The organism is Bacillus cereus (assembly GCF_002564555.1).
Classification (GTDB): domain Bacteria; phylum Bacillota; class Bacilli; order Bacillales; family Bacillaceae_G; genus Bacillus_A; species Bacillus_A cereus_K.
On sequence record NZ_NUVD01000020.1, the window covers coordinates 243,170 to 268,869 of the forward strand.

Sequence of the window (25,700 nt, forward strand, 5' to 3'; positions counted from 1 at the left end):
AGAATGGAGATACGATGATGAAAATATACGAAACAGATCGTTTACATTTAAGGGAAATTGATGAGTCGTATGCGGAAAAAGTTCTTCAATATTACGACAGAAATCGTGAATTTTTAAAGGCTTGGGAAGAGTATAGACCGGAGGATTTTTTTACATTAGATTATCAAAAAAGAAGGTTACAAAAGGATAGAAAAGAGTTCGCAGAAGGTAAGATTATTAGGCTATGGATTTTTAAAAAGGATGATGATACGAAAATAATTGGTTGTATTTCATTTAATTTAATCGTTCGTGGTATTTATCAATCTTGTGTACTCAGTTATAAATTAGATATAGAGGAGTTAAATAAAGGTTATACGACAGAAGCGCTTAGAAAAGCAATTCAAGTTGCTTTTGAGGAATTTCATCTACATCGTATAGAAGCGCCGATTATGCCACGTAATTTAGCATCTATACAAGTAGTGACGAAGATAGGTTTCCAATATGAGGGTGTATCTAGGAAGATGTTAATGGTTAATGGAGTGTGGGAAGATCATATGCGCTGGGTATTATTAAATGAGTAATAGAAAGCAGATGGGTATTTAGACATATAAACCATCTGTTTTTTGTCTTGTATTTCGAAACTTTTGCGAAATTCTGTTATAATTAGTAGTGTTACATACATAATGGTAGTGCAGGAGGCGCAGTCTTATGATTAATCAAGAACGTTTAGTAAATGAATTTATGGAATTAGTACAAGTAGATTCTGAAACGAAATTTGAAGCAGAAATTTGCAAAGTATTAACAAAGAAATTTACAGCTTTAGGTGTAGAAGTATTTGAAGATGACACAATGGCTGTAACTGGTCATGGTGCAGGTAACTTAATTTGTACTTTACCAGCAACAAAAGATGGTGTTGATACAATTTACTTTACGTCTCATATGGATACAGTAGTTCCTGGTAATGGAATTAAGCCTTCTATTAAAGATGGATATATCGTATCAGATGGTACTACAATTTTAGGTGCGGATGATAAAGCAGGATTAGCATCAATGTTTGAAGCAATTCGTGTGTTAAAAGAGAAAAACATCCCTCATGGAAAAATTGAATTTATTATTACAGTTGGAGAAGAATCTGGACTTGTTGGTGCAAAAGCATTAGACCGTGAGCGCATTACGGCAAAATATGGTTACGCATTAGATAGCGATGGAAAAGTTGGTGAAATCGTTGTTGCAGCTCCAACACAAGCGAAAGTGAACGCAATTATTCGCGGGAAAACAGCTCATGCTGGTGTAGCGCCAGAAAAAGGTGTATCTGCAATTACTATTGCAGCAAAAGCAATTGCGAAAATGCCACTTGGTCGCATTGATTCTGAAACGACTGCAAATATTGGACGTTTTGAAGGTGGCACACAAACGAATATCGTTTGCGATCATGTACAAATTTTTGCAGAAGCTCGTTCTTTAATCAATGAGAAAATGGAAGCACAAGTTGCAAAAATGAAAGAAGCATTTGAAACAACTGCAAAAGATATGGGTGGTCAAGCAGACGTTGAAGTAAACGTTATGTACCCAGGATTTAAATTTGCTGATGGCGATCACGTTGTAGAAGTTGCAAAACGTGCAGCTGAAAAAATTGGTCGTACACCTTCTCTTCACCAAAGTGGTGGCGGAAGTGATGCAAACGTAATCGCAGGACATGGTATCCCAACAGTTAACTTAGCAGTTGGTTATGAAGAAATTCATACAACAAACGAGAAGATTCCTGTTGAAGAGTTAGCAAAAACAGCAGAATTAGTTGTTGCGATTATTGAAGAAGTAGCGAAATAATAAACAAAAAAAGCGTGTAAATCAATTGTGATTTACACGCTTTTTATTTTGATTCAATTGCTTTTACAAGACGGATAAGCCAGTATAAGAAAATCCATGGCAGTATATAAGTTGTTACGATACCTAGTAAACGAGGAAAGAGTCCGGCTGTATTAATATTAAAAATCGGGAGTAGTAAGTAATTAATTAAGATGATTAATATAATAATGAGAAAAGTATAGTTGAGCTTACTATTTGATTTCATAATAAGTCACTCCTTTTACAATAATATCCATAACTTGTATTAAGTATAGCAAAAATAGGATAAAAAGAATAAGTAATTATTATATTGTACATGAATTTGATATAATAAAGGAACGAATGTTCTTTGGTGGGGGTGAATACTATGCGAGAAATGTATCCGAAAAATGGTCGTGTTATTTTGCATGTAGATATGAATTGTTTTTTCGCATCTGTTGAAATTGCTCATGATCCGTCATTACAGGGAAAGCCATTAGCGGTTGCTGGAAATGAAAAAGAGAGAAAAGGAATTATCATAACATGTAGTTATGAGGCGAGAGAATACGGAATACGTACGACGATGCCTCTTTGGGAAGCGAAACGGTTATGCCCCCAATTAGTTGTAAGGCGTCCTAATTTTACATTATATCGCGAAGCTTCCTTTCAAATGTTTCAAATACTTTCTCGTTTTACAGAAAAAATACAACCAGTCTCTATAGATGAAGGGTATTTAGATATTACAGATTGCTACGCACTTGGTTCGCCTCTTGAAATAGCACAGATGATTCAACAAGCACTATTAACAGAGTTACAGCTTCCATGCAGTATTGGAATCGCTCCAAACCTTTTCCTAGCAAAAACAGCTTCTGATATGAAAAAACCTCTTGGTATTACGGTACTTCGAAAACGTGATATTCCAGAAATGATTTGGCCACTTCCAGTTGGAGCAATGCATGGGATTGGAGAAAAAACAGCTGAAAAATTAAATGAAATTCATATACAGACAATTGAACAGTTGGCAAAGGGAGACGAGCATATCATTCGTGCTAAAATTGGTAAGCACGGTGTTGATTTACAAAGGCGTGCAAAAGGTATGGATGATAGGGAAGTTGACCCAAGTCAAATGGGACAACATAAAAGTGTCGGCAATTCGACGACTTTTTCAAAGGATATGGATGAAGAGAAAGAATTACTTGATATGTTAGAACGTTTATCAAAATCAGTGAGTAAAAGATTACAAAAGCGAACCCTTGTCAGCTATAATATTCAAATTACGATTAAATACCATGATAGACGGACGGTAACACGGAGTAAGCAATTGAAAAATGCGATTTGGGAAGAACGCGATATTTTTCAGGCATCCTCCCGTTTATGGAAGCAACATTGGGATGGTGATTCCGTTCGGTTACTAGGTGTTACAGCTACTGAAATAGAGTGGAAGACAGAATCGGTGAAACAATTAGATTTGTTTTCATTTGAAGAAGATGCGAAAAAAGAACCGCTACTTGCTGTCATTGATCAAATTAATGATAAGTATGGAACGCCACTTTTACAACGTGGTAGCCAGTTATTGCGTAAACAAGAAAAATCGTTTCAGCAAAAATTAGAAAATAAGTTTATGTAGAAGGTGTCATGAAGTGGTATATATCATGACACCTTTCATTTTTAATTCGCCTCTAAATCTAATGAAGTTTTCGAACCGGCAGCAGTAACGCCAGATTCTAATAACATTCTACTTACGATTTTTTCCATTAAGACAGCTGCATTTGTATTGCAATGTAATGTAGCTTATATAGATACTTTTTGGTTAGAATCAACGTCTTCACTGTACAATTCCGTTAAACCGATATCTTCTGAACTAATCATGTGCATGGGAAGAAAACGACTATGCGCTTCATTTTCACTTTTATAACCAGCTATGAAACTTTTTAATATAAATTTTTTTCAGGAATTGTGTTAAGAAAGCATAGCCTAATAGTATTCCTATTAACCAAGGGAAGTAACTAAGTGGTAATGCTTGTAAACCAACGGCCGCACCAAGTGGTGAGAATGGAATATAAATTCCGATTGCCATAATACAAGCGGTTAATAAAAGAACTGGCGTTGATGCAGTACTTTGAATAAAAGGGATTTTCTGTGTTCTTATCATGTGAACAATTAAAGTTTGTGTGAGCAATCCAACGACAAACCAACCAGATTGGAATAATGATTGGTCGCTAGGTGTATTTGCACCGAAGACATTCCACATGACTACATATGTGATAATGTCAAATATGGAGCTAATTGGGCCGATGCAAATAATGAAGTTCCGTAAGTTTGCAGTATCCCATTTTCTTGGTTTTTCTAAAAACTCTTTATCCATTTTGTCCCATGGAATAGACAGTTGTGAAATATCATACAGCAAGTTTTGAATTAAAAGGTGAATTGCAAGCATCGGTAAAAAGGGAATGAAAGCACTTGCTACTAACACACTAAACACATTTCCGAAATTAGAGCTAGCAGTCATTTTAATATATTTCAAAATATTTCCGAACGTAGTACGTCCTTCTAAAATACCTGCTTCTAATATAGTTAAACTTTTTTCAAGTAGAATAATATCGGACGACTCTTTTGCGATATCAGTTGCAGTATCAACAGATATTCCAACATCAGCTTCACGTAATGCTACAGCATCGTTAATGCCATCTCCCATATACCCTACAGTATGACCATTTCCTTGTAATACTCGTATAATGCGGGATTTTTGCATTGGATTTAGTTTAGCAAATACAGTCGTTTCTTCGGCCAGTTTCTCTAATGCTTTATCAGGTAAAGAATCGATTTCGTAACCGAGGACTGGTTTACCGATATTCAATCCAACTTCTTTACAAACTTTTCTTGTAACAATTTCGTTATCGCCAGTTAAAATTTTCACTTGTACACCATGTTTCTCTAATGCTTGAATTGCAGCAGCTGCAGATGGTTTCGGTGGATCTAAAAAGCCAATATATCCAGCAAGAATCATGCCAGTTTCATCTTTTACCGCGTACTCTTTATCACTTGTTTTTCTATCTTTTTTATAAGCTACAGCAATAACACGCATACCTTCGCCATTCAATGTCTCACTTAGTTGTTTAACATTCGAGCGCATGTCATCGGTAAGAGGAATAACTTTTCCATCTACTTCAGTGTAGTTACAAATGGATAAAATTTCTTCTACGGCACCTTTACAAACCATTGTATGTTCCCCTGAAATATCTTTCACGATGACAGACATACGCCGACGAGCAAAATCAAATGGAATTTCATCTAGTTTTTGAAAAACTGATGGATCAAACTTTTGATTTTCTTCTGTATGTTTAATAACAGCTTCATCTATTAAATTTTTCAATCCCGTTTGATAGAAGCTATTTAAATAGGCAAAGTGTAATACACGATCGCATGTATTACCGCTAGGATCTAAATGACGGACAAGAACAACTTTATCCTCTGTCAATGTCCCAGTTTTATCTGTACAAAGAATGTTCATAGCACCTAAGTTTTGAATAGAATTTAGTTGTTTTACAATAACTTTTTGCTTAGACATGTTCACGGCGCCTTTAGCTAAATTAGCAGTTACAATCATTGGTAACATTTCAGGTGTAAGGCCAACTGCAACGGCAATAGCAAAGAAGAAAGCCTCTTGCCAATCTCCTTTTGTGAATCCGTTAATGAGAAGGACAATGGGCGTCATAATAAGCATAAATGTGATTAAGAGCCAACTTACTTTGTTTACGCCTTTATCAAAGCTTGTTTCTGCACGTTTTCCGATCACCTTTTTTGCTAAAGAGCCGAAATACGTATCCGTACTAGTTGAAACAACAACAGCTTTTGCGCTACCACTAACAATATTTGTACCCATAAAGCAAAGGTTTTCCATATCGAGTGGATTGTAATTTTTTTTCATGTTTTTCGGTAATATATGTTTATTTTCCGTATGGTAGCAGTTTTCGTACTTTTCTACAGGAAGTGCTTCCCCAGTTAAAGAAGACTGATTAACAAATAAATCTTTAGCTGATAAAATACGCACATCAGCTGGAACGATATCACCGGCTGAAAGTGAAATAATATCGCCAGGTACAAGTTCTTCAATTGGAATTTCCGTTGTGTAATTTCGATTTAAATTCGTTACGTTTTTTGTCTCGTGCACAAATCCATCTATTCTAAAGACGCTCGTGGTTGTTCGAACCATAGCCTTTAACTTATCTGCCGCTTTCTGAGAGCGAAATTCTTGTAGAAAGCGAATCGTTGCACTTAGTAGCACCATTACAGATACGACAATTGTTCCTTGTATGTCATCTGTGAAAAAAGAGAGTGCCCCAAGAGCTAACAAAACAAAAATAAATGGGTTTTTAAATGCCGACAGAAATTGAATGTACCATGGCAATGTTTTATTATGAGCAATTTCATTCGGACCATATAAAGAAAGTCTATGAGACGCTTCTTGTTTAGAGAGTCCGTCTTGTGTTGTTTCTAGAAGTTTTAGCGCAGAGTTTACATCTTGTCTTGCAACTGCTACTAATAATTCGTTATTTGTTTTCATATTATCTTGATCGTAAGCATGCTTCGTTTCTTGTCTTTGTAAATTTAACATCGGTAGTTCCTCCTTTTCATGAAGGAGGAAACAATCTGTTACTCGACTATTTAAAATTAGGAGGAACAGCTTCTTTCCTACCTACATGATGAAATATTAACGTAAAACATATGGGTATCTGGGCCGAATCATCACTTGCCACTGTTCCTCACCTCCGTACAATTAGTAGTTTCTGAATATGCTATGTTTGTTTCATAGTAAGGTGCATAAAGACATAAAAAGACCTTTACTCAAAACGAGTAAAGGTCTGAATTCGCAGTCAAAAAGAGTCAACAACAAAGACTGTTATTAAACATAGATAAAAACAGTTTTTGTGTATGACAAAACATACGCACCTCTCCCTCGTTGAGTTTTAGCACTGTATAGCATAGGTACTGAAACCAGCTACGTTAAAAAAGGCCTTCATTCCGACCTTTCCTGTTGACCCATTGGCGTCTCTCGACATTTTTGGGCAGCAGCGTTTCTCTATACAGGAGCCTCACCTAACAGAGACCATATTCAATTACAAGTTGAATATTAGCACTGTGATTTTATAGTGTCAATATTTATTTAATCTGTTTTTTTGAAAAATTAAATAGATTTATAATGGCGAGATAGTAGGAAATAAGGGGTGTTTTGTTGTAAATAAGGCGGGAAAATAAATGCTTTAATGGATAAAAATAAAAAGCACTGTTTATACAGTGCTTTTTATTATAGATTATGAGATTGTAACATTTTCAAAAATAACAATCTCTGAACTGTTTTTTGTTGAAACGCGTTGTGCGTAATATGTTAAAGCGGAAGAAATATATGTTGGCAACGTCTCATTTGTATGTGATGTTGTATATTCATGGATTAATTCTTTTAAAGTCGTCCACTCTAATTGTGCTGGGTGATCAGACACGAAAGAACTTACCCAGCGGTCAAATGAAGATGAAAAATTAGTTTGTAAACGAAATACTTCTTTCATAATAAAACGCTCCCTTGAAATGTAGTGAAATTATTTTATCACAAAACACGAACAATCGCTATTTTAAAAATTACAACGTTCGTATTATATAGTTGTCTAGATGATTGGTTATGTAAATTCAATTTGCCATTTGAAATAACATTCCGTAAGATGAAAGGTAGATTATATAAAGAGCTGGAGGAAAGAAAGTGGAATTTGTATTTTTAGGAACTGGTGCAGGTGTTCCTTCAAAAGGAAGGAATGTTTCAGCAATTGCTTTGCAATTGTTAGAAGAACGAGGACAGACTTGGTTATTTGACTGTGGCGAGGCAACGCAACATCAAATATTATATACGTCTGTGCGTCCACGTCGCATTGAAAAAATATTTATAACGCATTTACATGGCGATCATATTTTTGGATTGCCGGGTTTATTGGGTAGCCGTTCGTTTCAAGGTGGAACAACACCGTTAACAGTGTACGGGCCAAAAGGAATTAAACAATTTATTGAAGTGGCATTATCAGTAAGTACGACGCATGTGAAATATCCACTTGAAATCGTTGAGATAACGGAAGAAGGTACTGTGTTTGAAGATAATGAGTTTTATGTAGAAACGAAAAGATTGTCACATGGCATTGAATGTTTCGGATATCGTATTGTAGAGAAAGATATACAAGGTGCTCTTTTAGTCGATAAATTGCTGGCAATGGGTGTGAAACCAGGTCCGGTCTTCAAACGTTTAAAAGATGGAGAAGTAGTTGAATTAGAGAATGGTACAATGCTAAATGGAAAAGATTTTATCGGTCCGCCTCAAAAGGGGAGAATTATTACCATTTTAGGTGATACACGATATTGCGAAGCGAGTAGAGAGCTAGCACAAGACGCAGATGTACTTGTTCATGAAGCGACTTTTGCGGCAGAAGATGAGCAACAAGCCTATGATTATTTTCATTCCACATCTAAGCAAGCAGCGAGTATTGCACTTCAGGCAAATGCGAAACGGTTAATATTGACTCATATTAGTTCTCGTTATCAAGGAGAAACATATAAGGAATTATTGAAAGAAGCAAGAGAACTATTTTCTAATGCAGAAATAGCAACGGATTTGAAATCATTTCCAGTATAAAAATAATAATTTCGTAAAAAAAATGGTGACCTCGGTTTACCATTTTTTTATTTCTAAAAAAAATTTAAAATAAAACTGTTATCATTTTATACTTATGCTTGGATAATACAGAAATTTATAATGGTTTGAGTATATAAGGTAAAAATACATTATAATGATTATGTAGAAAAACTGTTATACAAGAAGATGTACGTACAAGTAATACAAAGGAGAAAAGAAGACTTTTATTCAGAAATTTTAAAATTCAACAAAAGTAAGCGTTCTATAAAAAACGAGCTATAATGAGGGCACATTATAATTTACATCATATATGTTATCCATTTTTTGTAATAAACGAAATTGACTAAACAGTGATAGAGCAACATGGAGATTATTAAAGGAACGATATTATTATTATTTGTACTAAGTCTTTTTTCACTCTTTAGTTTTAAAGCGCCAAACGGTATGAAAGCAATGGGGAGCTTTAGCAAATGCAGCTGTTGCAAGTTTTTTAGTTGAAGCTTTTCAATTATACGTTGGCGGAGATTTAATTGGTATACCATTCTTAAAAGAGGTTGGACAATCAGCAGGTAGTCTAGGCGGAGTAACTGGTGCAACTTTAGTTACATTAGCAATGGGTATCACCTGTTTATGCTATGCTTGCAATGGCTTCTGTGTTAAACTTTGGATTGCTACCAGGATTTATTGCTGGTATTTTATATCATTTTAAATGAAAGTAATGCTATATTTCTTATGTACTATGGTATCTGGTATTATTTCAGGATATATTGGTTCACTTTTATTCAAAAACTATCCAATTCGTACAGCGGAGCAAATTCGTGGTACGGCTGGAAAAGCAACAGATGCGGTAGCTTAATAGAATAGTAGAAAATAATTTTCATAGAGGTTTAGGGGGAGTTATAATGAAGTATCGCTCGGTATTTGATATTATTGGTCCAGTTATGATTGGTCCATCAAGTTCACATACAGCAGGGGCAGCAAGAATGGGGCAAGTTGCTCGCCAGCTGTTTCGTCATGAACCAGAGAGAGTTAGCATTTCATTATACGGATCATTTGCAAAAACGTATCGTGGGCACGGTACGGATGTAGCGTTAATTGGTGGAATACTTGGATTTGAAACGGATGATTTACGTATTCCAAGCGCGTTAGACATTGCAAAAGAGCGCGGAATTGAAGTGGAATTCATTGAAGAAGATGCAAACGCTCCGCATCCGAATACAGCGAAAATTCGTCTGTATAAAGGTGAAGAGGAAATCGAAGTTGTTGCATGTTCTATTGGTGGTGGTAAGATCGAGGTTGTAGAGTTAAACGGCTTTGATCTGCAATTATCAGGAACGAGTCCAGCACTTCTTATTGTAAATAACGATCGCTTTGGTGCTATTGCAGCAGTAGCTTCAATCCTTGCGAAACATGAGATTAACATTAGTACAATGAGTGTTTCTCGTAAAGAAAAAGGAAGAAGAGCACTTATGGTCATCGAAACAGATGAATTGTTAGCGGATGAAGTGATTGAAGAGATAAATGAGCAACAAAATATTTGTCAAGTAACCATTATGGATTAATTGCAGGGGGGACACACCATGTTTCGGAACGCAGCGGAACTAGTGGCGCAAGCTAAAGAACAAAATGTAAAAATTGCAGAAATTATGATTCAATGTGAAATGGCAACAAGAAGTATTTCACGTGAAGAAGTAATTGCTGGTATGGAAAAGAACTTAGTTGTGATGGAACAAGCAGTAGAACGCGGTATTCGCGGCGTGAAATCACCGACTGGTTTAACTGGCGGTGATGCTGTAAAAGTTCAAACGTATATGAATAGCGGAAAAGGGTTATCTGGAGATACGATTTTGGATGCTGTGAGTAAAGCGGTCGCAACAAATGAAGTAAACGCGGCGATGGGAATCATTTGTGCAACACCAACAGCAGGTTCTGCTGGAACAGTGCCAGGCGTACTGTTTGCACTGAAAGGAAAATTACAGCCTACACGTGAAGAGATGATTGAATTTTTATTTACAGCAGGAGCTTTCGGAATGGTTGTTGCGAATAATGCTTGTATTTCTGGTGCTGCAGGAGGATGTCAAGCTGAAGTTGGTTCAGCAAGTGGGATGGCAGCAGCAGCAGCAGTTGAGATGGCTGGTGGAACACCAGATCAAGCAGCTACAGCGATGGCAATTTCATTAAAGAACATGCTTGGTTTAGTGTGCGATCCGGTTGCAGGACTTGTAGAAGTACCTTGTGTGAAACGTAATGCAGCAGGCGCTGCAAATGCGATGATTTCAGCTGATTTATCATTAGCTGGTGTAACTAGTACAATTCCATGTGATGAAGTGATTGAGGCAATGTTTAGAATTGGACAAACGATGCCAGTAGCACTTCGTGAAACAGCTGAAGGTGGACTTGCAGCAACACCGACAGGTCGCCGTCTGCAAGAAGAGATTTTTGGGAAGAGTAATAACTAAAAGCATAAGATTAAAATAAAAACGGAGCTCAAATAAAGTTGAGCTCCGTTTTTATTTTTCTTTTGCTATTGTTTCTAATGTTTTTCCAAGATCATGTGATCGTTTCGTTGCTTGTGTAATACATGAAATTAATGCTTGTTGAAAATTATGCTCCTGTAACACTTCGATACCTGCTTCAGTTGTTCCCCCAGGAGAAGTAATTTCTTTTCGCAAAATAGAAGGGTGTTTTTCGCTAGCTTTTAGCATTTCAGCAGCACCAATCATCGTCTGGAGAATAAGTGATTTTGCAACATCTTCTTTTAAACCAATTTTTTTTGCGGCTTCTTCCATCGCTTCTACTACGTAATAAATATAAGCTGGGCCACTTCCGGATAATGCTGTAACAGCATGCATATCTTCTTCCTCTACAACAGAGACGAGGCCGATCGTCTCAAATAAAGAGGTTGCAGTGCGAATATGTTCCGCTGTTGCATGTTCTGAAGGGGAAATAGCGGTCGCGGATTTTAAAATAGCCGCAGATGTATTTGGCATTGCACGAATAATTGGAACGTCTTTTTGAAGTAGATTTCTAATTGAATGAGTAGAAACACCGGCTAATAACGAGATAATAAGTAGGTTATCATTTATATATTCTTTCAGGGGGATAATCGCTTCTGCGATATCTTTGGGCTTCATAGCTAGAAAAAGAATATTTGCATCAGTAAGTAATTCTTTTTTGTTATGTGTACCTTTGACACCATAATTTTTATGTAACTCCTGTAATCTTGTCTCGTTAGAACGATTACTTACAGTAATATGTTCTCCTTTAACAACATTTGCGTTTAATAACCCACCAATAATTGCTTCGGCAATAGACCCTGCACCGAGAAAGGAAATGTTTTGAATTGACATGATGCGCCTCCTTGAAATTTGGTTAGAAATTCTTATAAATGTACATACATTCGTTTTTTTATGGAAAACACCTCCTTTTTATCTGAAAATAATGACAAATTAATAGGGAAGTTGTAAACTGAAGAGGTATTCATTTTTGAACCGGAAAGAAACAGGGGGGGCTAAGCATGACGGCGATTCACCGAATGGAGATTCCTGTGCCATTTGCAGTTGAGACAGTGAATGTGTTTTTAGTTGAGGGGGAGACATTAACTTTAATTGATACAGGGACGAATACAGAAGAGGCAAAAAAGGCGTTAGAAAGTCAATTAGGTGCATTAGGATATACGATAGAAGATATTAAAACGGTAGTGATTACACATCATCATGCGGATCATTGTGGGCTGTTAAATATATTCTCTGAGAAAACAAATATTATTGGACACCCTTGGAATGAGCCTTGGATCACACAAAATCCACAATTTTTAAAGTGGTATCATGAGTTTTTTAAAGAGACAGCCTTGCAGTTCGGTGTTCCAGCAGCATTTTTGAAAGATGAGGAATTATTGACGACAAAGACACTAAAATACTCTTGTAAGAGATCGTTAACGCATACTGTGAGAGAAGGAGATCGTGTTGATTCTTTGCCTGGATTTACAGTGATTGAAACGCCAGGTCATGCTTCTACTCATGTTTCATTATATAGAGAATCAGATGGAATATTAATTGGTGGGGATGCTCTCATTAGTCATATTTCTTCGAATCCAATATTAGAACCACCATATGAGGGGCAAACAGAAAGAGCGCGTCCGTTACTACAATACAATCAAACGTTAAAGCGTTTAAGTGAAATGAATATCTCGCGCATTTTATCAGGACATGGGGAAGATGTTCTAAATGTGAAACAACTTATTGAAACAAGGTTACAAAAGCAAGAAACACGTGCGTTTAAAGTACTTGAGTTATTGAAAGAAAAGCCAATGACAGCATTTGAAGTATGCGTAAAGCTTTTCCCAGTATTATATAAAGAGCAATTGCCACTTACTATCTCAGAAACTGTTGGACAATTAGATTTTTTAGCATATAATCAACAAGTGATGATTGATGAATCTTCGCAACAATTGATTTATTATGCAAAGTAGGTGACAGCAATGACAGGACGTTTACAGGATAAAGTAATCGTCATTACAGGTGCTTCTAGTGGAATTGGAGAGCAGGTTGCAATGCAAGTTGCAGAGCAAGGGGCAACTCCAGTAATAATAGCTCGAACGGAAGAAAAACTACGAGCATTAGCAAAAAAGATTAAAGAAACTTATAATACGCCTTGCTATTACTATGTATTGGATGTAAGTAATGAGACGGAAGTACAATCTGTGTTCGCAAAGGTATTACAAGAAGTGGGACGTATTGATATATTAGTAAACAATGCGGGGTTTGGTATTTTTAAAACGTTTGAAGATGCTTCAATGGATGAAGTAAAGGATATGTTCCAAGTAAATGTATTCGGATTAGTAGCTTGTACGAAAGCAGTTTTACCTTATATGGTAAAAAGGAATGAAGGACAAATTATTAATATTGCTTCACTTGCTGGAAAAATTGCAACACCGAAATCGAGCGCTTACGCAGCAACAAAACATGCTGTATTAGGGTTTACGAATAGTTTACGTATGGAATTGTCTAGTACAAATATATTTGTAACAGCAATTAATCCAGGCCCGATAGATACGAACTTTTTTGAAATAGCTGATCAATCCGGTACATATGTAAAAAATATGGGGCGCTACATGTTAAAACCAACATATGTAGCAGAACAAATTGTAAAATCGATGCAAACGAAAAAACGTGAAGTAAACTTGCCGAAGTGGATGGGGATTGGGCCAAAGCTCTACGCATTATTCCCAGGTTTATTTGAACGTGTTGCAGGCAAATCATTAAGTAAAAAATAGGAGATTTCCATATGGAAATCTCCTATTTTTTTATTTTCCAGTCACATAATCGTAAACGATATCCTCAATTGCCTCGTATACATCAATTTCAGTATTTGAATGAATTATCGTTTGAATATGTTTAATTAGCATTTCCTGATCCTCTTTTGAAACAGGATTACATTGATATTGCTGAAAACTTTTTGTAATCATTTTCTCGATTAATTTTTCATTCATGTTTTTCCCCGCCTGTATGTATACATGTATTGTTTTATTGTACTTGAAGTGAAATGGAAATGCTAATATACATTATTTTTGCATAAAAATTCGATTGTGTATATTATTTTTCCAGTAAAATTAAGATTTTTGAGTTTTAAAAATTTTATAAATATTTAATTGACTCTATAAATATACAGTATTATAATCATACTTAACTTAAAGAATCGATATGAGGAGGAGCTTATGAAAGTCGCAATTATTGGAGCAACTGGATATGGAGGAATTGAGTTAATTCGGTTAGTAGAGCAACATCCATATTTCTCGATAGCATCCCTCCATTCTTTTTCACAAGTTGGCGAGTGTATAGCAAATGTATATCCGCATCTTCGAAATGTTCTTGTACATACGTTACAAGAAATTGATGTAGAGGCAATAGAGAGGGAAGCAGAAATCGTATTTTTAGCAACCCCAGCAGGAGTGTCGGCAGAGTTAACTCCCAAATTATTAGCAGTAGGTTTAAAAGTAATTGATCTATCTGGAGACTTTCGTATGATGGATCCTTCGTCATACGAGATGTGGTATAAAAGGCCAGCTGCAAAAGAAGAAATTCTAAAAAAAGCAGTATATGGATTAAGTGAATGGAAAAAGTCAGAGGCTCAAAGTGCAGATTTAATTGCAAACCCAGGGTGTTTTGCTACAGCTGCATTATTGGCGGTAGCGCCGTTAGTACGTAACAGAATGATTGAAGAAGATTCGATTATTATTGATGCGAAATCAGGGGTATCCGGAGCGGGGAAAAGTCCAACAACAATGACTCACTTTCCAGAGCTATATGATAACCTGCATATCTATAAAGTAAATCAGCATCAGCACGTTCCTGAGATTGAGCAAATGCTTGCAGAGTGGAATAGTGAAGTAAAGCCAATTACATTTAGTACACATTTAATACCGATATCTCGGGGGATTATGATTACACTTTATGCGAAAGTGAAACAGGAAGTGGAAATGCAGCAACTTCAAAAATTATATGAAGAAACGTATGAACATTCAGCTTTCGTTCGAATTCGCGCTCAAGGGAAATTTCCCAGTCCGAAAGAAGTAAGGGGCTCAAATTATTGTGATATTGGCGTAGCTTATGACGAAAGAACAGGAAGAATCACGGTCGTATCTGTTATAGACAATATGATGAAAGGTGCAGCTGGGCAAGCGATTCAAAATGCAAATATATTAGCGGGATTGGAAGAGACAACTGGTTTACAGCATATGCCGCTTTATCCATAAGGGGGATACTATGATTAAAGTAGCGTCTATTACAAAATTAGAAAATGGTTCAATTGTAACGCCGAAAGGTTTTTCGGCAATTGGTACTGCAAATGGTTTGAAAAAGGAGAAAAAGGATTTAGGTGCAATCGTTTGTGACGTACCCGCATCATGTGCTGCCGTTTATACAACGAATCAAATACAAGCAGCTCCCCTGCAAGTAACGAAAGATAGTATAGCGGCTGAGGGGAAATTACAAGCAATTATCGTCAATAGTGGAAATGCAAATGCTTGTACAGGAATGCAAGGAATACAAGATGCCTATGAGATACGAACATTAGGAGCAGAACACTTTGATGTAAAAGAAAATTATGTTGCGGTCGCTTCAACAGGTGTAATTGGTGTTCCCTTACCGATGGATATCATACGCAAGGGAGTTGCATCTCTTATACCAACAAAGGAAATAGGTGAAGCACATTCTTTTTCTGAAGCGATTTTAACGACGGATCTTACAACGAAAGAAACTTGCTATGAGATGATCATTGATGGAAAAGAAGTGACTATAGCTGGGGTTGCTAAAGGTTCTGGGATGATTCATCCGAATATGGCAACGATGCTTAGTTTTATTACAACAGATGTCAATATAGAGCATGAAGTATTGCAAACCGCATTATCACAAATTACGAACCATACATTTAATCAAATTACGGTAGATGGGGATACTTCTACGAATGATATGGTCATCGTTATGGCAAGTGGATTATCAGAAACGAAAACGATGAGTATGGAACATAAAGAATGGGAAACTTTTGCATTTGCTTTACAGAAGGTATGTGAAGATTTGGCGAAAAAAATTGCGCAAGATGGTGAAGGGGCTACGAAATTAATTGAAGTAAATGTGCTAGGTGCCCGAACGAATGAAGAAGCAAAGAGAGTCGCGAAGCAAATAGTTGGTTCGAGTCTTGTGAAAACAGCAATATACGGTGAGGATCCAAATTGGGGGCGAATTATTAGTAGTATTGGACAAAGCGAAGTAGATATTAATCCAAATACAATTGATATTACTCTTCAATCTATCGCCGTGTTAAAAAATAGTGAACCACAAATGTTTCCTGAAGAGGAAATGAAAAAGAAATTAAAAGAACATGAAATCGTCATTGATGTGTATTTACATTTAGGTGAAGAGAAGGGATCAGCTTGGGGCTGTGATTTAAGTTATGACTATGTGAAAATAAACGCTTGTTATCGTACATAAGGAGAGAGCAGATGAGCGAATATATTGTAGTTAAATGCGGCGGTAGTATGTTGGATCAGTTAAATCATGTATTTTTTGATTGTATAAAGAAATTGCAACAGAAGTATAAGGTAGTGATTGTCCATGGTGGTGGTCCAGAAATTGATGCCAAATTAAAAGACTATAATATCAAAGTAGAAAAAAGAAATGGATTACGAGTAACACCAAAAGAAGTTATGGATGTTGTTCAAATGGTGCTATGCGGAAGTATAAATAAAAAGTTTGTAATGAATTTACAAAATCATAATGTATTTGCGGTAGGACTTTCAGGGTGTGACGGTAATTTACTGCAAGTTCAACCTACCAGCGAAGGGATAGGATATGTAGGAGAAGTAAGTTATGTAGAAACAGCTTTATTAAAAGGGTTAATCGATATGAATTATATTCCTGTTATTGCTCCAATCGGGATAAATGGTAATGAGGTTTATAACATTAATGCGGATACTGCAGCAGCGGGGATTGCGGCCGCGCTATCCGCAAAAGAACTCATTTTTATTACAGATGTAGATGGGATATTACATGAAGGGAAATTGATAGAGAAAACGGATGAATCTGAGATTGTTACCTTTATAGAAAAAGGTGTCATTACAGGTGGGATGATTCCGAAAGTACAGGCGGCGCTTACATCATTAAAAATGGGAGTGCAAAAGGTGAACATCGTAAATGGTACAAAAGATTTTACTAAGGTTACAGGAGAGTGTATCGGAACGATGGTAACGAAAGGAGTAAGTATCGTATGACGAGCCATCTTTTTCAAACGTATGGAAGAAGAAATATTGAATTTGTAAAAGGGAGTAGAACGAAAGTCATTGATAAAAATGGTAAGCAATATTTAGATTTTACTTCTGGTATTGGAGTATGTAACTTAGGACATTGTCATCCTACTGTTATGAAGGCGGTGCAGGAGCAACTTGGTGATATATGGCATATATCTAACCTATTTACAAACACCTTACAAGAAGAAGTCGCTTCGTTATTAACAGAAGATATAGCATTAGATTATGTGTTTTTTTGTAATAGCGGGGCAGAGGCAAATGAGGCTGCTTTAAAGTTAGCACGTAAGCATACTGGAAAATCTCTCGTAGTAACTTGTGAGCAATCTTTCCACGGCAGAACATTTGGAACGATGAGCGCAACGGGGCAAGATAAAGTGAAAGAAGGATTCGGTCCATTACTTCCATCTTTTTTACATATCCCTTTTAACGATATACAAGCATTAGAGGAAGTAATGAATGAAGAAGTTGCGGCGGTAATGGTAGAAGTTATTCAAGGAGAAGGAGGCGTACTATTAGCTGATTCATCTTTTTTGAAGGAAATTGAAAAGCTATGTAATCAGTACAATGCTCTTTTTATTATAGATGAAGTACAAACTGGAATAGGTAGGACAGGAACATTATTCGCTTATGAGCAAATGGGAATAAGACCTGATATCGTTACCATCGCAAAGGCGCTTGGGAATGGTATTCCAGTTGGAGCGATGATTGGCCGGAAAGAACTTGGCTCTTCTTTTACTGCGGGATCACACGGTTCGACTTTCGGCGGGAATTATATTGCTATGAATGCAGCGAAAGAAGTATTGCAATTCATTAAGGAACCATCGTTTTTTAAAGAGGTACAGGAAAAGGGTGAGTATGCATTAAAGAAATTGCAAGAAGAACTGATTCATATTGAATGTATTCAAGACATTCGTGGTAAAGGGCTTATGATTGGAATCGAATGTAAGCATGAGGTTGCAAACTTCATAGAACAACTAGAAAAAGCAGGGCTTCTTGTATTACAAGCGGGGCCGAATGTTATAAGACTATTACCACCACTTATTGTAACGAATGAAGAGATAGAAAAGGCAGTATATATGATAAAAAAAGTAGTTTGTACAAAAAACGCAACAATCATATAAGGGGGAAATTTCATGTCAACTGTACAAGTACCGAAATTAAATACGAAAGATCTTTTAACGTTAGAAGAATTGACGCAAGAAGAAATCATTTCTTTAATTGAGTTCGCTATATATTTAAAAAAGAATAAGCAAGAACCTTTATTACAAGGGAAAATATTAGGGCTCATTTTTGATAAGCATTCAACTCGTACTCGCGTTTCTTTTGAAGCAGGAATGGTACAGCTTGGAGGACATGGAATGTTTTTAAGTGGGAAAGAGATGCAAATTGGAAGAGGAGAGACGGTTTCAGATACTGCAAAAGTACTATCACACTATATTGATGGAATTATGATACGCACATTTTCACATGCGGATGTAGAAGAGCTTGCAAAAGAATCGAGCATCCCAGTTATTAACGGTTTAACTGATGATCATCACCCTTGTCAGGCATTGGCAGATTTAATGACAATATATGAAGAAAAGAATGCATTTAAAGGAATTAAATTGGCGTACGTAGGTGATGGGAATAATGTATGTCATTCGCTATTGTTAGCGAGTGCAAAAGTCGGAATGAATATGACTGTAGCAACGCCTGTCGGGTATGAACCAAATGAGGACATTGTAAAAAAAGCGTTAGCGATTGCAGATGAAACAGGGGCTGAAATTGAAATTTTGCATAATCCTGAATTAGCGGTACGCGAAGCAGATTTCATTTATACGGACGTTTGGATGAGTATGGGGCAAGAGGGAGAAGAAGAGAAATATACTTTATTTCAACCTTACCAAGTGAATAAAGAACTTCTGATCCATGCGAAGCAAACACATCGTTTCTTGCACTGCTTACCTGCCCATCGTGAAGAAGAAGTAACAGGTGAAATTATTGATGGGCCACAGTCTATTGTTTTTGAGCAAGCTGGTAATCGATTACATGCTCAAAAAGCATTATTAGTGAGTTTATTTAAAAATGTAGAAGAGCCTTCCTAATAGGGAGGCTTTTTTATGTCGAAATGTCGGATGTATATTTGGTTACTGTCTTTATATCCTTTATAATAAAAGGAGAAACCTAAATTTGTTTTTCATATGATGTAAGGACATACTAGATATAAAAAATATAGTTAAAGAGATGATAATTATGAAAACAACTAAGAAAACATATTCGTTTTTTCAGCGTATGTGGAGAATATTAAAGTTTCAATACTATAAGTTGCTTCGATCACCAGAAGGGGCAAAGAAAGTATCATTAGGCTTTGCCATTGGCTTTGGTTTAGAGATGTTAGTCATTTATACGGCATCGCTCGTATATTTAATATTTTATCCGATCGTCAGGTTAGCAAAAGGCTCTTTTCCTGCTGCAGTTATTGGCAATATTATTGGGAAGATATCGTTTCTTCCAGTATTTTTATTTCCATTTGCTTACGCGTTAGGGAAAACGATTTATCCATTTCATGTAAAGCAAATACATCATGAACCATTTACGATATCAGATTTGTTTTCAAGCCATATTTTCACAATGTTAAAGAGCTTATTGCAGAGTGAAGTGTATGTATTGATTGGTATGACAATAATAGGAGTTGTGTTTGGGGTAATTTCATATTTCGTTGTGCATTATTTATATGAAAAGAATCGTAAGTTACGTTTGAAGAAAAGAAAGAAACGAGTGAGAGAACCACTTGTGCAAATATAAAGAATGTCACATTCATTTTCTCCTTTGAATATGTTTAAGAAAAAGGAGGGGAGAATGGATGTATTATTATTACGTACCTCAAGTATATCCATATGTAAATTATTATCCTGTATATGATATGAATAGACAATACGAATGGTATCGACAGCAATATTTGCAGCAATTATCACAAATACCACCGCAACAGCCTACGCAAGAACAAAAACCATATTTAACGACATGGCCATATTCAAATGTATACTATGGTAATTATTACGAATCATAAAGCTGCTTCTATTTAGAAGCAGCTTTATGCGTTTGTTTTCAAAATTAAGTTTTGAATGGTTTGAAGAGAATGGATAAGCTTTTCGCGCTCTTCCTCAGATAATGTTTGGAAATTTTCCTTTAGTCTGTCTAAAATGAATTGCTGATACTGATTTACTAACAATTTCCCTTCAGTTGTTAGGGAAATTAAAATGACCCGTCTATCTTTTTCGCTATAATGACGCTCTATTAATTCTTCCTGAATGAGTTTATTTAATAGAGGTGTCATGTTAGGCCGTGAAATCGCTAGCCGCTTGCCGATTTCGGAAACCGCTAATGTACCATTTTCATGCAAAAGCAGTAGCACTTGTGTATGTGATGGCGGCATATGTCTTTGAGAAGTAAATTCTCCAGGAAGCATAAATTTGCGATAAAAAAGAGGCACTAGCGAAAGAAGATGATCAACAATACGTTCCCACTCGCGTGATTCCATATAAAGGCCCCCTTCCACTATCATTGTAACAAAAAAGACATTGCTTAAAAATAAAATTGTTTCATGTTGGCTTTAATATTTATAAGAGAGTACTTGTTTTGTAAAAGTATTGGCAATAATTGCGTAGCCGTTATCATTTGGATGTACCTGATCAAATAGTAAATCTTTTTTATCCTTCGATATTAATTTTCGAATTGGTAAAACGATAGATGGTTGATTTGCTTTTGAAATAGAATAAACAGATTCATTCCAGCCATCTAAAAACATATCTGCATAATTTGCGATGGAGTCATCGAGCTGTAATGGGTTATAGAGTTCAGAGAGAATGAGTAAAGCGTCCGGATTTTGATCTCGAACTGTCTTTACAATACTTTTTAGATCTGCTTCAAAATGAGCTTTTTCTTTATTTAACATTTTAATACCATCTATAACACCGACATCACGATTTAAACGAAATAAATTATTTCCTCCAATATTAATTGTAATGATATTTGCTGCTCTAATTTTTTGCTTTACATCTTCTGATTGAACTTTTTTAGCGAGACGATCTGTTGTAAGACCGTTTATTCCAAGGTTTTCTACTGTAATCGGTTTATGAATTTGTGCTTCTATTTGTTTAGAAGCTAATTCAGCAAATCCACCTTGTGTCGATCCGTATCCTTTAGCGAGTGAATCACCTAATACGAGGTGATAAAAGGAGTCGTTTGTTTGCTTATCAATCCAACTTGGAGCGGATGTTTTCTCTGTTTTTTCTTCGGGTTCGTTTTGTTTTGTCTCATCGTTCTTTTCAAAATAAGAATAAGAAATGATCAGAAGGAGGAGACAAACAATTGTTAAGATGACTTTTTTCATAAATTCATCCTCCTTGTAATTGGTAATTGTATCATATTCAGCAGTATTAACAACGTAAGGGCATATTATATATCTATGAAAAGTTTACAATAACTTTACAGAAAATTTGTAGAAGTATGTCAAAAAATATTGACGATATGAAAGTACATTATATATGATAATGTCAGATAAGGTGAAATTCTACTTAGTGGGAGCGTTTTCTCTCGTTAATTGTTAGTCTTCATCAATCGGGCGTTTATGGGTACTGCTCGTTAGCGCGGAATGAAATGAAAATCGTGTCACTAATAGAAGAAAAAAGGTATGTGGTTAGAGACAGATAGAGATTCATTTCATTATTTTTAGGGAATTGTATAAGGGGGATTTTTTGTGAAAAAGTCAAAAAAAATGCTAGCTGGAGCAACACTTGCAATTGGTGTTATAGCACCGCAAGTATTGCCAACAACAGCTCATGCAGAGGAAACAACTGGGGAGAGCACAGTTAACTTACGAATTTTAGAAACATCGGATATTCATGTTAACTTAATGAATTACGATTATTATCAAACGAAAACAGATAATAAAGTAGGTCTCGTGCAAACAGCAACACTTGTTAATAAAGCACGTGAAGAAGCGAAGAACTCTGTCCTATTTGATGATGGGGATGCATTACAAGGGACGCCGCTTGGGGATTATGTGGCGAATAAAATCAATGATCCGAAGAATCCTGTTGATCCTAGTTATGTACATCCATTATATCGTTTAATGAATTTAATGAAGTATGACGTCATCTCTCTTGGAAATCATGAATTTAACTATGGTTTAGACTATTTAAACAAAGTGATTAGTAAAACAGCATTCCCGGTTATTAACTCGAATGTTTATAAAGATGATCATGATAATAATGAAGAGAACGACCAAAATTACTTTAAACCATATCATATTATTGAAAAAGAAGTAGAAGATGAAGCGGGTCAAAAGCAAAAGGTGAAGATTGGTGTAATGGGATTTGTTCCACCTCAAGTTATGAACTGGGATAAAGCGAATTTAGAAGGAAAAGTAAAAGCGAAAGATATTGTTGAAACAGCGAAGAAAATGGTACCGAAAATGAAAAAAGAAGGTGCAGACGTTATCGTTGCATTAGCTCATTCAGGTGTTGATAAGAGTGGATACAATGTTGGGATGGAAAACGCATCGTTTTATTTAACAGAAGTTCCAGGTGTAGATGCAGTATTAATGGGACATTCACATACTGAAGTGAAGGACATATTTAATGGTGTTCCGGTTGTAATGCCTGGCGTTTTTGGCAGTAACTTAGGTATTATCGATATGCAATTGAAAAAGGTAGACGGAAAATGGGAAGTACAAAAAGATCAATCTAAGCCACAACTTCGTCCGATTGCTGATAGTAAAGGTAATCCATTAGTAGAATCTGATCAAAAACTAGTTAATGAAATTAAAGATGATCATAAAGCGACAATCGATTATGTAAATACTGCTGTAGGTAAAACGACAGCGCCAATTAATAGTTATTTCTCATTAGTACAAGATGATCCTTCCGTACAACTTGTGACAAATGCGCAAAAATGGTACGTAGAAGAGGAATTTAAAAAACCAGAGTACGAAAAATATAAAGACATTCCAGTTTTATCTGCAGGGGCGCCATTTAAAGCAGGTGGCCGAAACGGTGCTACATATTATACCGATATTCCAGCTGGAACGTTAGCGATTAAAAACGTTGCAGACTTATACGTATATCCAAATACATTATATGCTGTGAAAGTAAATGGAGCGCAAGTGAAAGAATGGCTTGAAATGTCTGCAGGTCAGTTTAATCAAATTGATGCAGCGAAAACAGAAGAACAGCCATTAGTAAATATAGGATATCCTACATATAACTTTGATATTTTAGATGGTTTAAAATATGAAATTGATGTAACGCAACCAGCGAAATACGATAAAGATGGAAAAGTTGTAAATGCAAATGCGAATCGTATTGTAAATATGACGTATGAAGGGAAGCCTGTTGATGACAAGCAGAATTTCATTGTTGCGACAAATAACTATCGTGGAAGTAGTCAAACGTTCCCTGGTGTAAGTAAAGGGGAAGTTGTATACCAATCACAAGATGAAACACGTCAAATCATTGTAAAGTATATGCAAGAAACACCAGTTATTAATCCAGCAGCCGATCAAAATTGGGCGTTTAAACCGATTGTTGCAGATAAGTTAAATACAACATTTGATTCGTCACCAAATGCACAAAAGTATATAAAGGAAGATGGGAAAATATCCTATGTTGGACCATCTGAAAATGAATTTGCTAAATATGCAATTGATATAACGAAGAAGAACGACGGTGAAGGAAATAACGGAGGAAACCCAACGACACCACCAACAGGTGAAGGCAATAATGGTGATGAACCAAAACAAGATGGAAACAACGCTGGATCTGGACAAACTACAACAGATAATCAAAATGAAAAAGAAACAACGAAAGTAAGTGAAAATAAAGAGGAACGTGATTTACCGAAAACAGGTGCAAGTATTGCTTCTACAATTGGAGCAGGTCTTGCGTTTATTGGTGCGGGATTACTTCTGTTATTTAGAAGAAAGAAAGCGAATAGATAGTATTGTACAAAAAAGGATTACCAGTTACGGTAATCCTTTTTTTACTTCTATATTATGAAACTGGCACTGTTTTTTCTTTTTTCCATGAAAGGCCAAATCCAGTAAAGCCAACGATAATAGTTACGACTGGACAAGCTAAACAGAAGATTGCGTATGGAATATAATCGAGTGTTGGAACGCTAAGGACGTTTGTTAAGAATACGCCACTTACGCCCCATGGTACGAGCGGATTAATTACTGTACCAGCATCTTCTAATACTCGTGATAAATTACGACGTTCTAAACCGACTTCATCGTACTTGTTAGCGAATGCTTGTCCTGTTAAAACGATTGATAAGTACTGTTCACCAAGTAAGAAGTTTACACCAATTGCCGTTGTAGCAGTAGAAATAATTAAGCGTGTACTATTTTTTACGAAGCTAGAGATGATATTCATTAGCTGCGCTATAATACCCATTCCTTGTAATAAACCTCCCATACAAAGAGCTAGGAAAATAAGAGCAATTGACATCATCATGCTTTGTAAACCACCGCGAGATAATAAGCTATCAATGTCTTTAATACCAGTTTTAGAAACGTAACCATCTTGCATAATTTTCATTAAATCAGCTAAAGAAGTACTAGGTTTAAAAATGAAGAGAATAATAATCCCGACTACGATTCCAGCAAGTAATGTTGGAACGGCTGGAACTTTTTTAAATGCGAATAGGAACAGTAATAAAATTGGAATCAGTGTAACGATAGAAATCGTTGCGTTTTTTTCTAACGTGCTAATAAAGTTTGTGAAATCAACATTGCCTCCTGATCCACTTCCTAAAATGAAATATGCAATAAAAGCAATAATGAAAGCTGGAACTGTTGTCCAAAGCATGTTACGAATATGTTCAAATAAATCTACACCCGTTACCGCAGGAGCTAAGTTTGTTGTGTCAGATAAGGGAGACATTTTATCTCCAAAGAATGCACCAGAAATAATTGCGCCAGCGATAAGAGCTGGGTCGTATCCAAGGGCAGTGCCCATTCCCATAAAGGCAAGTCCTACAGTTGCAGCAGTTGTAAAGGCACTACCAATACTCGTTCCAACAATTGCACAAACTACAAAAACAGTAGGAACGAAAATTTTTGGAGATACAAGTTGGAATCCGTATACCATTAGAGTTGGAATTGTTCCAGCTGCGATCCAAACACTAATTAATACGCCTACAAGTAAGAAAATAAAAATAGATGGAATACCAGCTGAAATACTGCTTATCATTCCTTTTTCCATAGTAGACCAAGAGATTTTTTTTATAAATCCAAATGCTAATAAAAGAACGATGCCAAATAAAATTGGGATATGCGGTGAAACTTGTAATTGAATAACACTAAAGCCAATACAGAAAAAGATAAAAAGTGTTAAAAGAACAGATTCAATTTTTGAAACCATTGTTTTTCCCTCCTAATTA

At 36.0% G+C, this 25,700-nt stretch carries 25 protein-coding genes, 2 pseudogenes and 1 riboswitch; of the genes and pseudogenes, 18 read left to right on the top strand and 9 right to left on the bottom strand.

Annotated features, from left to right (window positions below):
* Positions 1 to 14 precede the first annotated feature (14 nt).
* Positions 15 to 560, top strand: coding sequence for a GNAT family N-acetyltransferase (locus tag COI75_RS11710; RefSeq protein WP_002095320.1), 546 nt, complete (start codon positions 15 to 17; stop codon positions 558 to 560).
* A gap of 127 nt (positions 561 to 687) precedes the next feature.
* Positions 688 to 1,806, top strand: a complete 1,119-nt coding sequence (locus tag COI75_RS11715; RefSeq protein ID WP_000609799.1) for a tripeptidase T — start codon at positions 688 to 690, stop codon at positions 1,804 to 1,806.
* A 43-nt stretch (positions 1,807 to 1,849) separates the two neighbouring features.
* Here COI75_RS11715 and COI75_RS11720 read toward each other — a convergent pair whose 3' ends face one another.
* A complete protein-coding gene (locus tag COI75_RS11720) occupies positions 1,850 to 2,050 on the bottom strand; it encodes a hypothetical protein (RefSeq protein ID WP_000841600.1) in 201 nt (66 codons plus the stop codon).
* Positions 2,051 to 2,191: 141 nt separating this feature from the next.
* Between COI75_RS11720 and COI75_RS11725 the strand changes: the two genes are divergently transcribed.
* Positions 2,192 to 3,430 (top strand): DNA polymerase IV, encoded by a 1,239-nt coding sequence (locus COI75_RS11725; RefSeq protein ID WP_001208852.1) that lies wholly within the window; start codon positions 2,192 to 2,194, stop codon positions 3,428 to 3,430.
* A gap of 41 nt (positions 3,431 to 3,471) precedes the next feature.
* Here the strand turns inward: COI75_RS11725 and COI75_RS11730 are convergent.
* The 3 genes and pseudogenes from COI75_RS11730 to COI75_RS11740 form a co-directional block, all read right to left on the bottom strand.
* Positions 3,472 to 3,708 (bottom strand): annotated as a pseudogene (locus tag COI75_RS11730) (MgtC/SapB family protein); the annotation flags it as partial.
* 4 nt (positions 3,709 to 3,712) lie between these two features.
* On the bottom strand, positions 3,713 to 6,418 hold the full coding sequence (gene mgtA, locus COI75_RS11735; protein ID WP_000933504.1) for a magnesium-translocating P-type ATPase: 2,706 nt from the start codon (positions 6,416 to 6,418) through the stop codon (positions 3,713 to 3,715).
* Positions 6,419 to 6,747: 329 nt separating this feature from the next.
* Positions 6,748 to 6,915, bottom strand: a riboswitch (M-box (ykoK) riboswitch).
* Between the two features lie 200 nt (positions 6,916 to 7,115).
* Positions 7,116 to 7,367 carry a DUF3932 family protein gene (locus COI75_RS11740; protein WP_000665714.1) on the bottom strand — a complete coding sequence of 84 codons (252 nt, stop codon included), beginning with the start codon at positions 7,365 to 7,367 and terminating at the stop codon, positions 7,116 to 7,118.
* A gap of 188 nt (positions 7,368 to 7,555) precedes the next feature.
* Here COI75_RS11740 and rnz point away from each other — a divergent pair, with 188 nt between their 5' ends.
* From rnz to sdaAA, 5 genes and pseudogenes are all read left to right on the top strand, one after another.
* Positions 7,556 to 8,473: a ribonuclease Z gene (gene rnz, locus COI75_RS11745; protein ID WP_000397462.1), complete on the top strand. Its 918-nt coding sequence runs from the start codon at positions 7,556 to 7,558 to the stop codon at positions 8,471 to 8,473.
* 363 nt (positions 8,474 to 8,836) lie between these two features.
* Positions 8,837 to 9,180 (top strand): annotated as a pseudogene (locus COI75_RS27285) (PTS sugar transporter subunit IIC); the annotation flags it as partial.
* Between the two features lie 2 nt (positions 9,181 to 9,182).
* Entirely contained in the window at positions 9,183 to 9,329 is a 147-nt protein-coding gene (locus tag COI75_RS26900; RefSeq protein ID WP_033657065.1) for a hypothetical protein, read from the top strand.
* Positions 9,330 to 9,375: 46 nt separating this feature from the next.
* Entirely contained in the window at positions 9,376 to 10,035 is a 660-nt protein-coding gene (sdaAB, locus tag COI75_RS11755) for an L-serine ammonia-lyase, iron-sulfur-dependent subunit beta (protein WP_000877454.1), read from the top strand.
* Between the two features lie 18 nt (positions 10,036 to 10,053).
* Entirely contained in the window at positions 10,054 to 10,932 is an 879-nt protein-coding gene (gene sdaAA, locus COI75_RS11760) for an L-serine ammonia-lyase, iron-sulfur-dependent, subunit alpha (RefSeq protein ID WP_000489450.1), read from the top strand.
* Positions 10,933 to 10,983: 51 nt separating this feature from the next.
* Here the strand turns inward: sdaAA and proI are convergent, their stop codons facing one another.
* A complete protein-coding gene (proI, locus tag COI75_RS11765; RefSeq protein ID WP_000027280.1) occupies positions 10,984 to 11,823 on the bottom strand; it encodes a pyrroline-5-carboxylate reductase ProI in 840 nt (279 codons plus the stop codon).
* A gap of 167 nt (positions 11,824 to 11,990) precedes the next feature.
* On the opposite strand from proI, the gene COI75_RS11770 reads away from it, so the two are divergent.
* Together COI75_RS11770 and COI75_RS11775 are read left to right on the top strand one after the other, a co-directional pair.
* A complete protein-coding gene (locus COI75_RS11770; protein WP_000125107.1) occupies positions 11,991 to 12,944 on the top strand; it encodes an MBL fold metallo-hydrolase in 954 nt (317 codons plus the stop codon).
* Positions 12,945 to 12,953: 9 nt separating this feature from the next.
* Positions 12,954 to 13,748 (top strand): SDR family oxidoreductase, encoded by a 795-nt coding sequence (locus tag COI75_RS11775; protein WP_000147781.1) that lies wholly within the window; start codon positions 12,954 to 12,956, stop codon positions 13,746 to 13,748.
* Between the two features lie 30 nt (positions 13,749 to 13,778).
* On the opposite strand, the gene COI75_RS11780 is transcribed toward COI75_RS11775, so the two are convergent.
* Positions 13,779 to 13,964, bottom strand: a complete 186-nt coding sequence (locus tag COI75_RS11780; RefSeq protein ID WP_001003234.1) for a YqzH family protein — start codon at positions 13,962 to 13,964, stop codon at positions 13,779 to 13,781.
* A gap of 225 nt (positions 13,965 to 14,189) precedes the next feature.
* Between COI75_RS11780 and argC the strand changes: the two genes are divergently transcribed.
* The 7 genes from argC to COI75_RS11815 all read left to right on the top strand — a co-directional run bounded on the left by argC (position 14,190) and on the right by COI75_RS11815 (position 20,325).
* The gene (argC, locus tag COI75_RS11785; protein WP_000861270.1) at positions 14,190 to 15,227 is read left to right on the top strand and encodes an N-acetyl-gamma-glutamyl-phosphate reductase; all 1,038 of its coding nucleotides are present in this window, start codon (positions 14,190 to 14,192) and stop codon (positions 15,225 to 15,227) included.
* A 10-nt stretch (positions 15,228 to 15,237) separates the two neighbouring features.
* Positions 15,238 to 16,461 carry a bifunctional glutamate N-acetyltransferase/amino-acid acetyltransferase ArgJ gene (argJ, locus tag COI75_RS11790; protein ID WP_000598376.1) on the top strand — a complete coding sequence of 408 codons (1,224 nt, stop codon included), beginning with the start codon at positions 15,238 to 15,240 and terminating at the stop codon, positions 16,459 to 16,461.
* A gap of 11 nt (positions 16,462 to 16,472) precedes the next feature.
* Positions 16,473 to 17,240, top strand: a complete 768-nt coding sequence (argB, locus tag COI75_RS11795; protein WP_000006077.1) for an acetylglutamate kinase — start codon at positions 16,473 to 16,475, stop codon at positions 17,238 to 17,240.
* On the top strand, positions 17,237 to 18,397 hold the full coding sequence (locus COI75_RS11800) for an acetylornithine transaminase (protein WP_000200522.1): 1,161 nt from the start codon (positions 17,237 to 17,239) through the stop codon (positions 18,395 to 18,397). The genes argB and COI75_RS11800 overlap by 4 nt, the downstream gene beginning before the upstream one ends.
* A 12-nt stretch (positions 18,398 to 18,409) precedes the next feature.
* A complete protein-coding gene (argF, locus tag COI75_RS11805) occupies positions 18,410 to 19,360 on the top strand; it encodes an ornithine carbamoyltransferase (RefSeq protein WP_000108888.1) in 951 nt (316 codons plus the stop codon).
* Positions 19,361 to 19,508: 148 nt separating this feature from the next.
* Complete coding sequence (locus tag COI75_RS11810; RefSeq protein ID WP_000858891.1) at positions 19,509 to 20,060, top strand: DUF2062 domain-containing protein; 552 nt, start codon at positions 19,509 to 19,511, stop codon at positions 20,058 to 20,060.
* Between the two features lie 58 nt (positions 20,061 to 20,118).
* Positions 20,119 to 20,325, top strand: a complete 207-nt coding sequence (locus COI75_RS11815) for a hypothetical protein (protein WP_000291949.1) — start codon at positions 20,119 to 20,121, stop codon at positions 20,323 to 20,325.
* 24 nt (positions 20,326 to 20,349) lie between these two features.
* Here the strand turns inward: COI75_RS11815 and COI75_RS11820 are convergent, their stop codons facing one another.
* A complete protein-coding gene (locus COI75_RS11820; RefSeq protein WP_000445827.1) occupies positions 20,350 to 20,796 on the bottom strand; it encodes a MarR family winged helix-turn-helix transcriptional regulator in 447 nt (148 codons plus the stop codon).
* Positions 20,797 to 20,868: 72 nt separating this feature from the next.
* Entirely contained in the window at positions 20,869 to 21,648 is a 780-nt protein-coding gene (locus tag COI75_RS11825) for a GDSL-type esterase/lipase family protein (protein ID WP_000755834.1), read from the bottom strand.
* Positions 21,649 to 22,014: 366 nt separating this feature from the next.
* Here COI75_RS11825 and cpdB point away from each other — a divergent pair, with 366 nt between their 5' ends.
* Positions 22,015 to 24,255, top strand: a complete 2,241-nt coding sequence (gene cpdB, locus COI75_RS11830) for a bifunctional 2',3'-cyclic-nucleotide 2'-phosphodiesterase/3'-nucleotidase (protein ID WP_097807569.1) — start codon at positions 22,015 to 22,017, stop codon at positions 24,253 to 24,255.
* 52 nt (positions 24,256 to 24,307) lie between these two features.
* Here cpdB and nhaC read toward each other — a convergent pair whose 3' ends face one another.
* Positions 24,308 to 25,681, bottom strand: coding sequence for a Na+/H+ antiporter NhaC (gene nhaC / locus COI75_RS11835; RefSeq protein ID WP_000253745.1), 1,374 nt, complete (start codon positions 25,679 to 25,681; stop codon positions 24,308 to 24,310).
* Positions 25,682 to 25,700: the final 19 nt, after the last annotated feature.

What these genes read in the sequence shown, in the direction of transcription:
- sdaAA (WP_000489450.1), top strand. Translation starts at nt 10,054, where the DNA reads ATGTTTCGGAACGCAGCGGAACTAGTGGCGCAAGCTAAAGAACAAAAT.
- proI (WP_000027280.1), bottom strand. Translation starts at nt 11,823, where the DNA reads ATGTCAATTCAAAACATTTCCTTTCTCGGTGCAGGGTCTATTGCCGAA.
- COI75_RS11715 (WP_000609799.1), top strand. Translation starts at nt 688, where the DNA reads ATGATTAATCAAGAACGTTTAGTAAATGAATTTATGGAATTAGTACAA.
- COI75_RS11810 (WP_000858891.1), top strand. Translation starts at nt 19,509, where the DNA reads ATGAAAACAACTAAGAAAACATATTCGTTTTTTCAGCGTATGTGGAGA.
- COI75_RS11825 (WP_000755834.1), bottom strand. Translation starts at nt 21,648, where the DNA reads ATGAAAAAAGTCATCTTAACAATTGTTTGTCTCCTCCTTCTGATCATT.
- COI75_RS11740 (WP_000665714.1), bottom strand. Translation starts at nt 7,367, where the DNA reads ATGAAAGAAGTATTTCGTTTACAAACTAATTTTTCATCTTCATTTGAC.
- COI75_RS26900 (WP_033657065.1), top strand. Translation starts at nt 9,183, where the DNA reads ATGAAAGTAATGCTATATTTCTTATGTACTATGGTATCTGGTATTATT.
- mgtA (WP_000933504.1), bottom strand. Translation starts at nt 6,418, where the DNA reads ATGTTAAATTTACAAAGACAAGAAACGAAGCATGCTTACGATCAAGAT.
- COI75_RS11725 (WP_001208852.1), top strand. Translation starts at nt 2,192, where the DNA reads ATGCGAGAAATGTATCCGAAAAATGGTCGTGTTATTTTGCATGTAGAT.
- COI75_RS11710 (WP_002095320.1), top strand. Translation starts at nt 15, where the DNA reads ATGATGAAAATATACGAAACAGATCGTTTACATTTAAGGGAAATTGAT.
- COI75_RS11775 (WP_000147781.1), top strand. Translation starts at nt 12,954, where the DNA reads ATGACAGGACGTTTACAGGATAAAGTAATCGTCATTACAGGTGCTTCT.
- argF (WP_000108888.1), top strand. Translation starts at nt 18,410, where the DNA reads ATGTCAACTGTACAAGTACCGAAATTAAATACGAAAGATCTTTTAACG.
- nhaC (WP_000253745.1), bottom strand. Translation starts at nt 25,681, where the DNA reads ATGGTTTCAAAAATTGAATCTGTTCTTTTAACACTTTTTATCTTTTTC.
- argJ (WP_000598376.1), top strand. Translation starts at nt 15,238, where the DNA reads ATGATTAAAGTAGCGTCTATTACAAAATTAGAAAATGGTTCAATTGTA.
- sdaAB (WP_000877454.1), top strand. Translation starts at nt 9,376, where the DNA reads ATGAAGTATCGCTCGGTATTTGATATTATTGGTCCAGTTATGATTGGT.
- COI75_RS11815 (WP_000291949.1), top strand. Translation starts at nt 20,119, where the DNA reads ATGTATTATTATTACGTACCTCAAGTATATCCATATGTAAATTATTAT.
- COI75_RS11720 (WP_000841600.1), bottom strand. Translation starts at nt 2,050, where the DNA reads ATGAAATCAAATAGTAAGCTCAACTATACTTTTCTCATTATTATATTA.
- COI75_RS11820 (WP_000445827.1), bottom strand. Translation starts at nt 20,796, where the DNA reads ATGGAATCACGCGAGTGGGAACGTATTGTTGATCATCTTCTTTCGCTA.
- COI75_RS11770 (WP_000125107.1), top strand. Translation starts at nt 11,991, where the DNA reads ATGACGGCGATTCACCGAATGGAGATTCCTGTGCCATTTGCAGTTGAG.
- argB (WP_000006077.1), top strand. Translation starts at nt 16,473, where the DNA reads ATGAGCGAATATATTGTAGTTAAATGCGGCGGTAGTATGTTGGATCAG.
- argC (WP_000861270.1), top strand. Translation starts at nt 14,190, where the DNA reads ATGAAAGTCGCAATTATTGGAGCAACTGGATATGGAGGAATTGAGTTA.
- COI75_RS11780 (WP_001003234.1), bottom strand. Translation starts at nt 13,964, where the DNA reads ATGAATGAAAAATTAATCGAGAAAATGATTACAAAAAGTTTTCAGCAA.
- COI75_RS11800 (WP_000200522.1), top strand. Translation starts at nt 17,237, where the DNA reads ATGACGAGCCATCTTTTTCAAACGTATGGAAGAAGAAATATTGAATTT.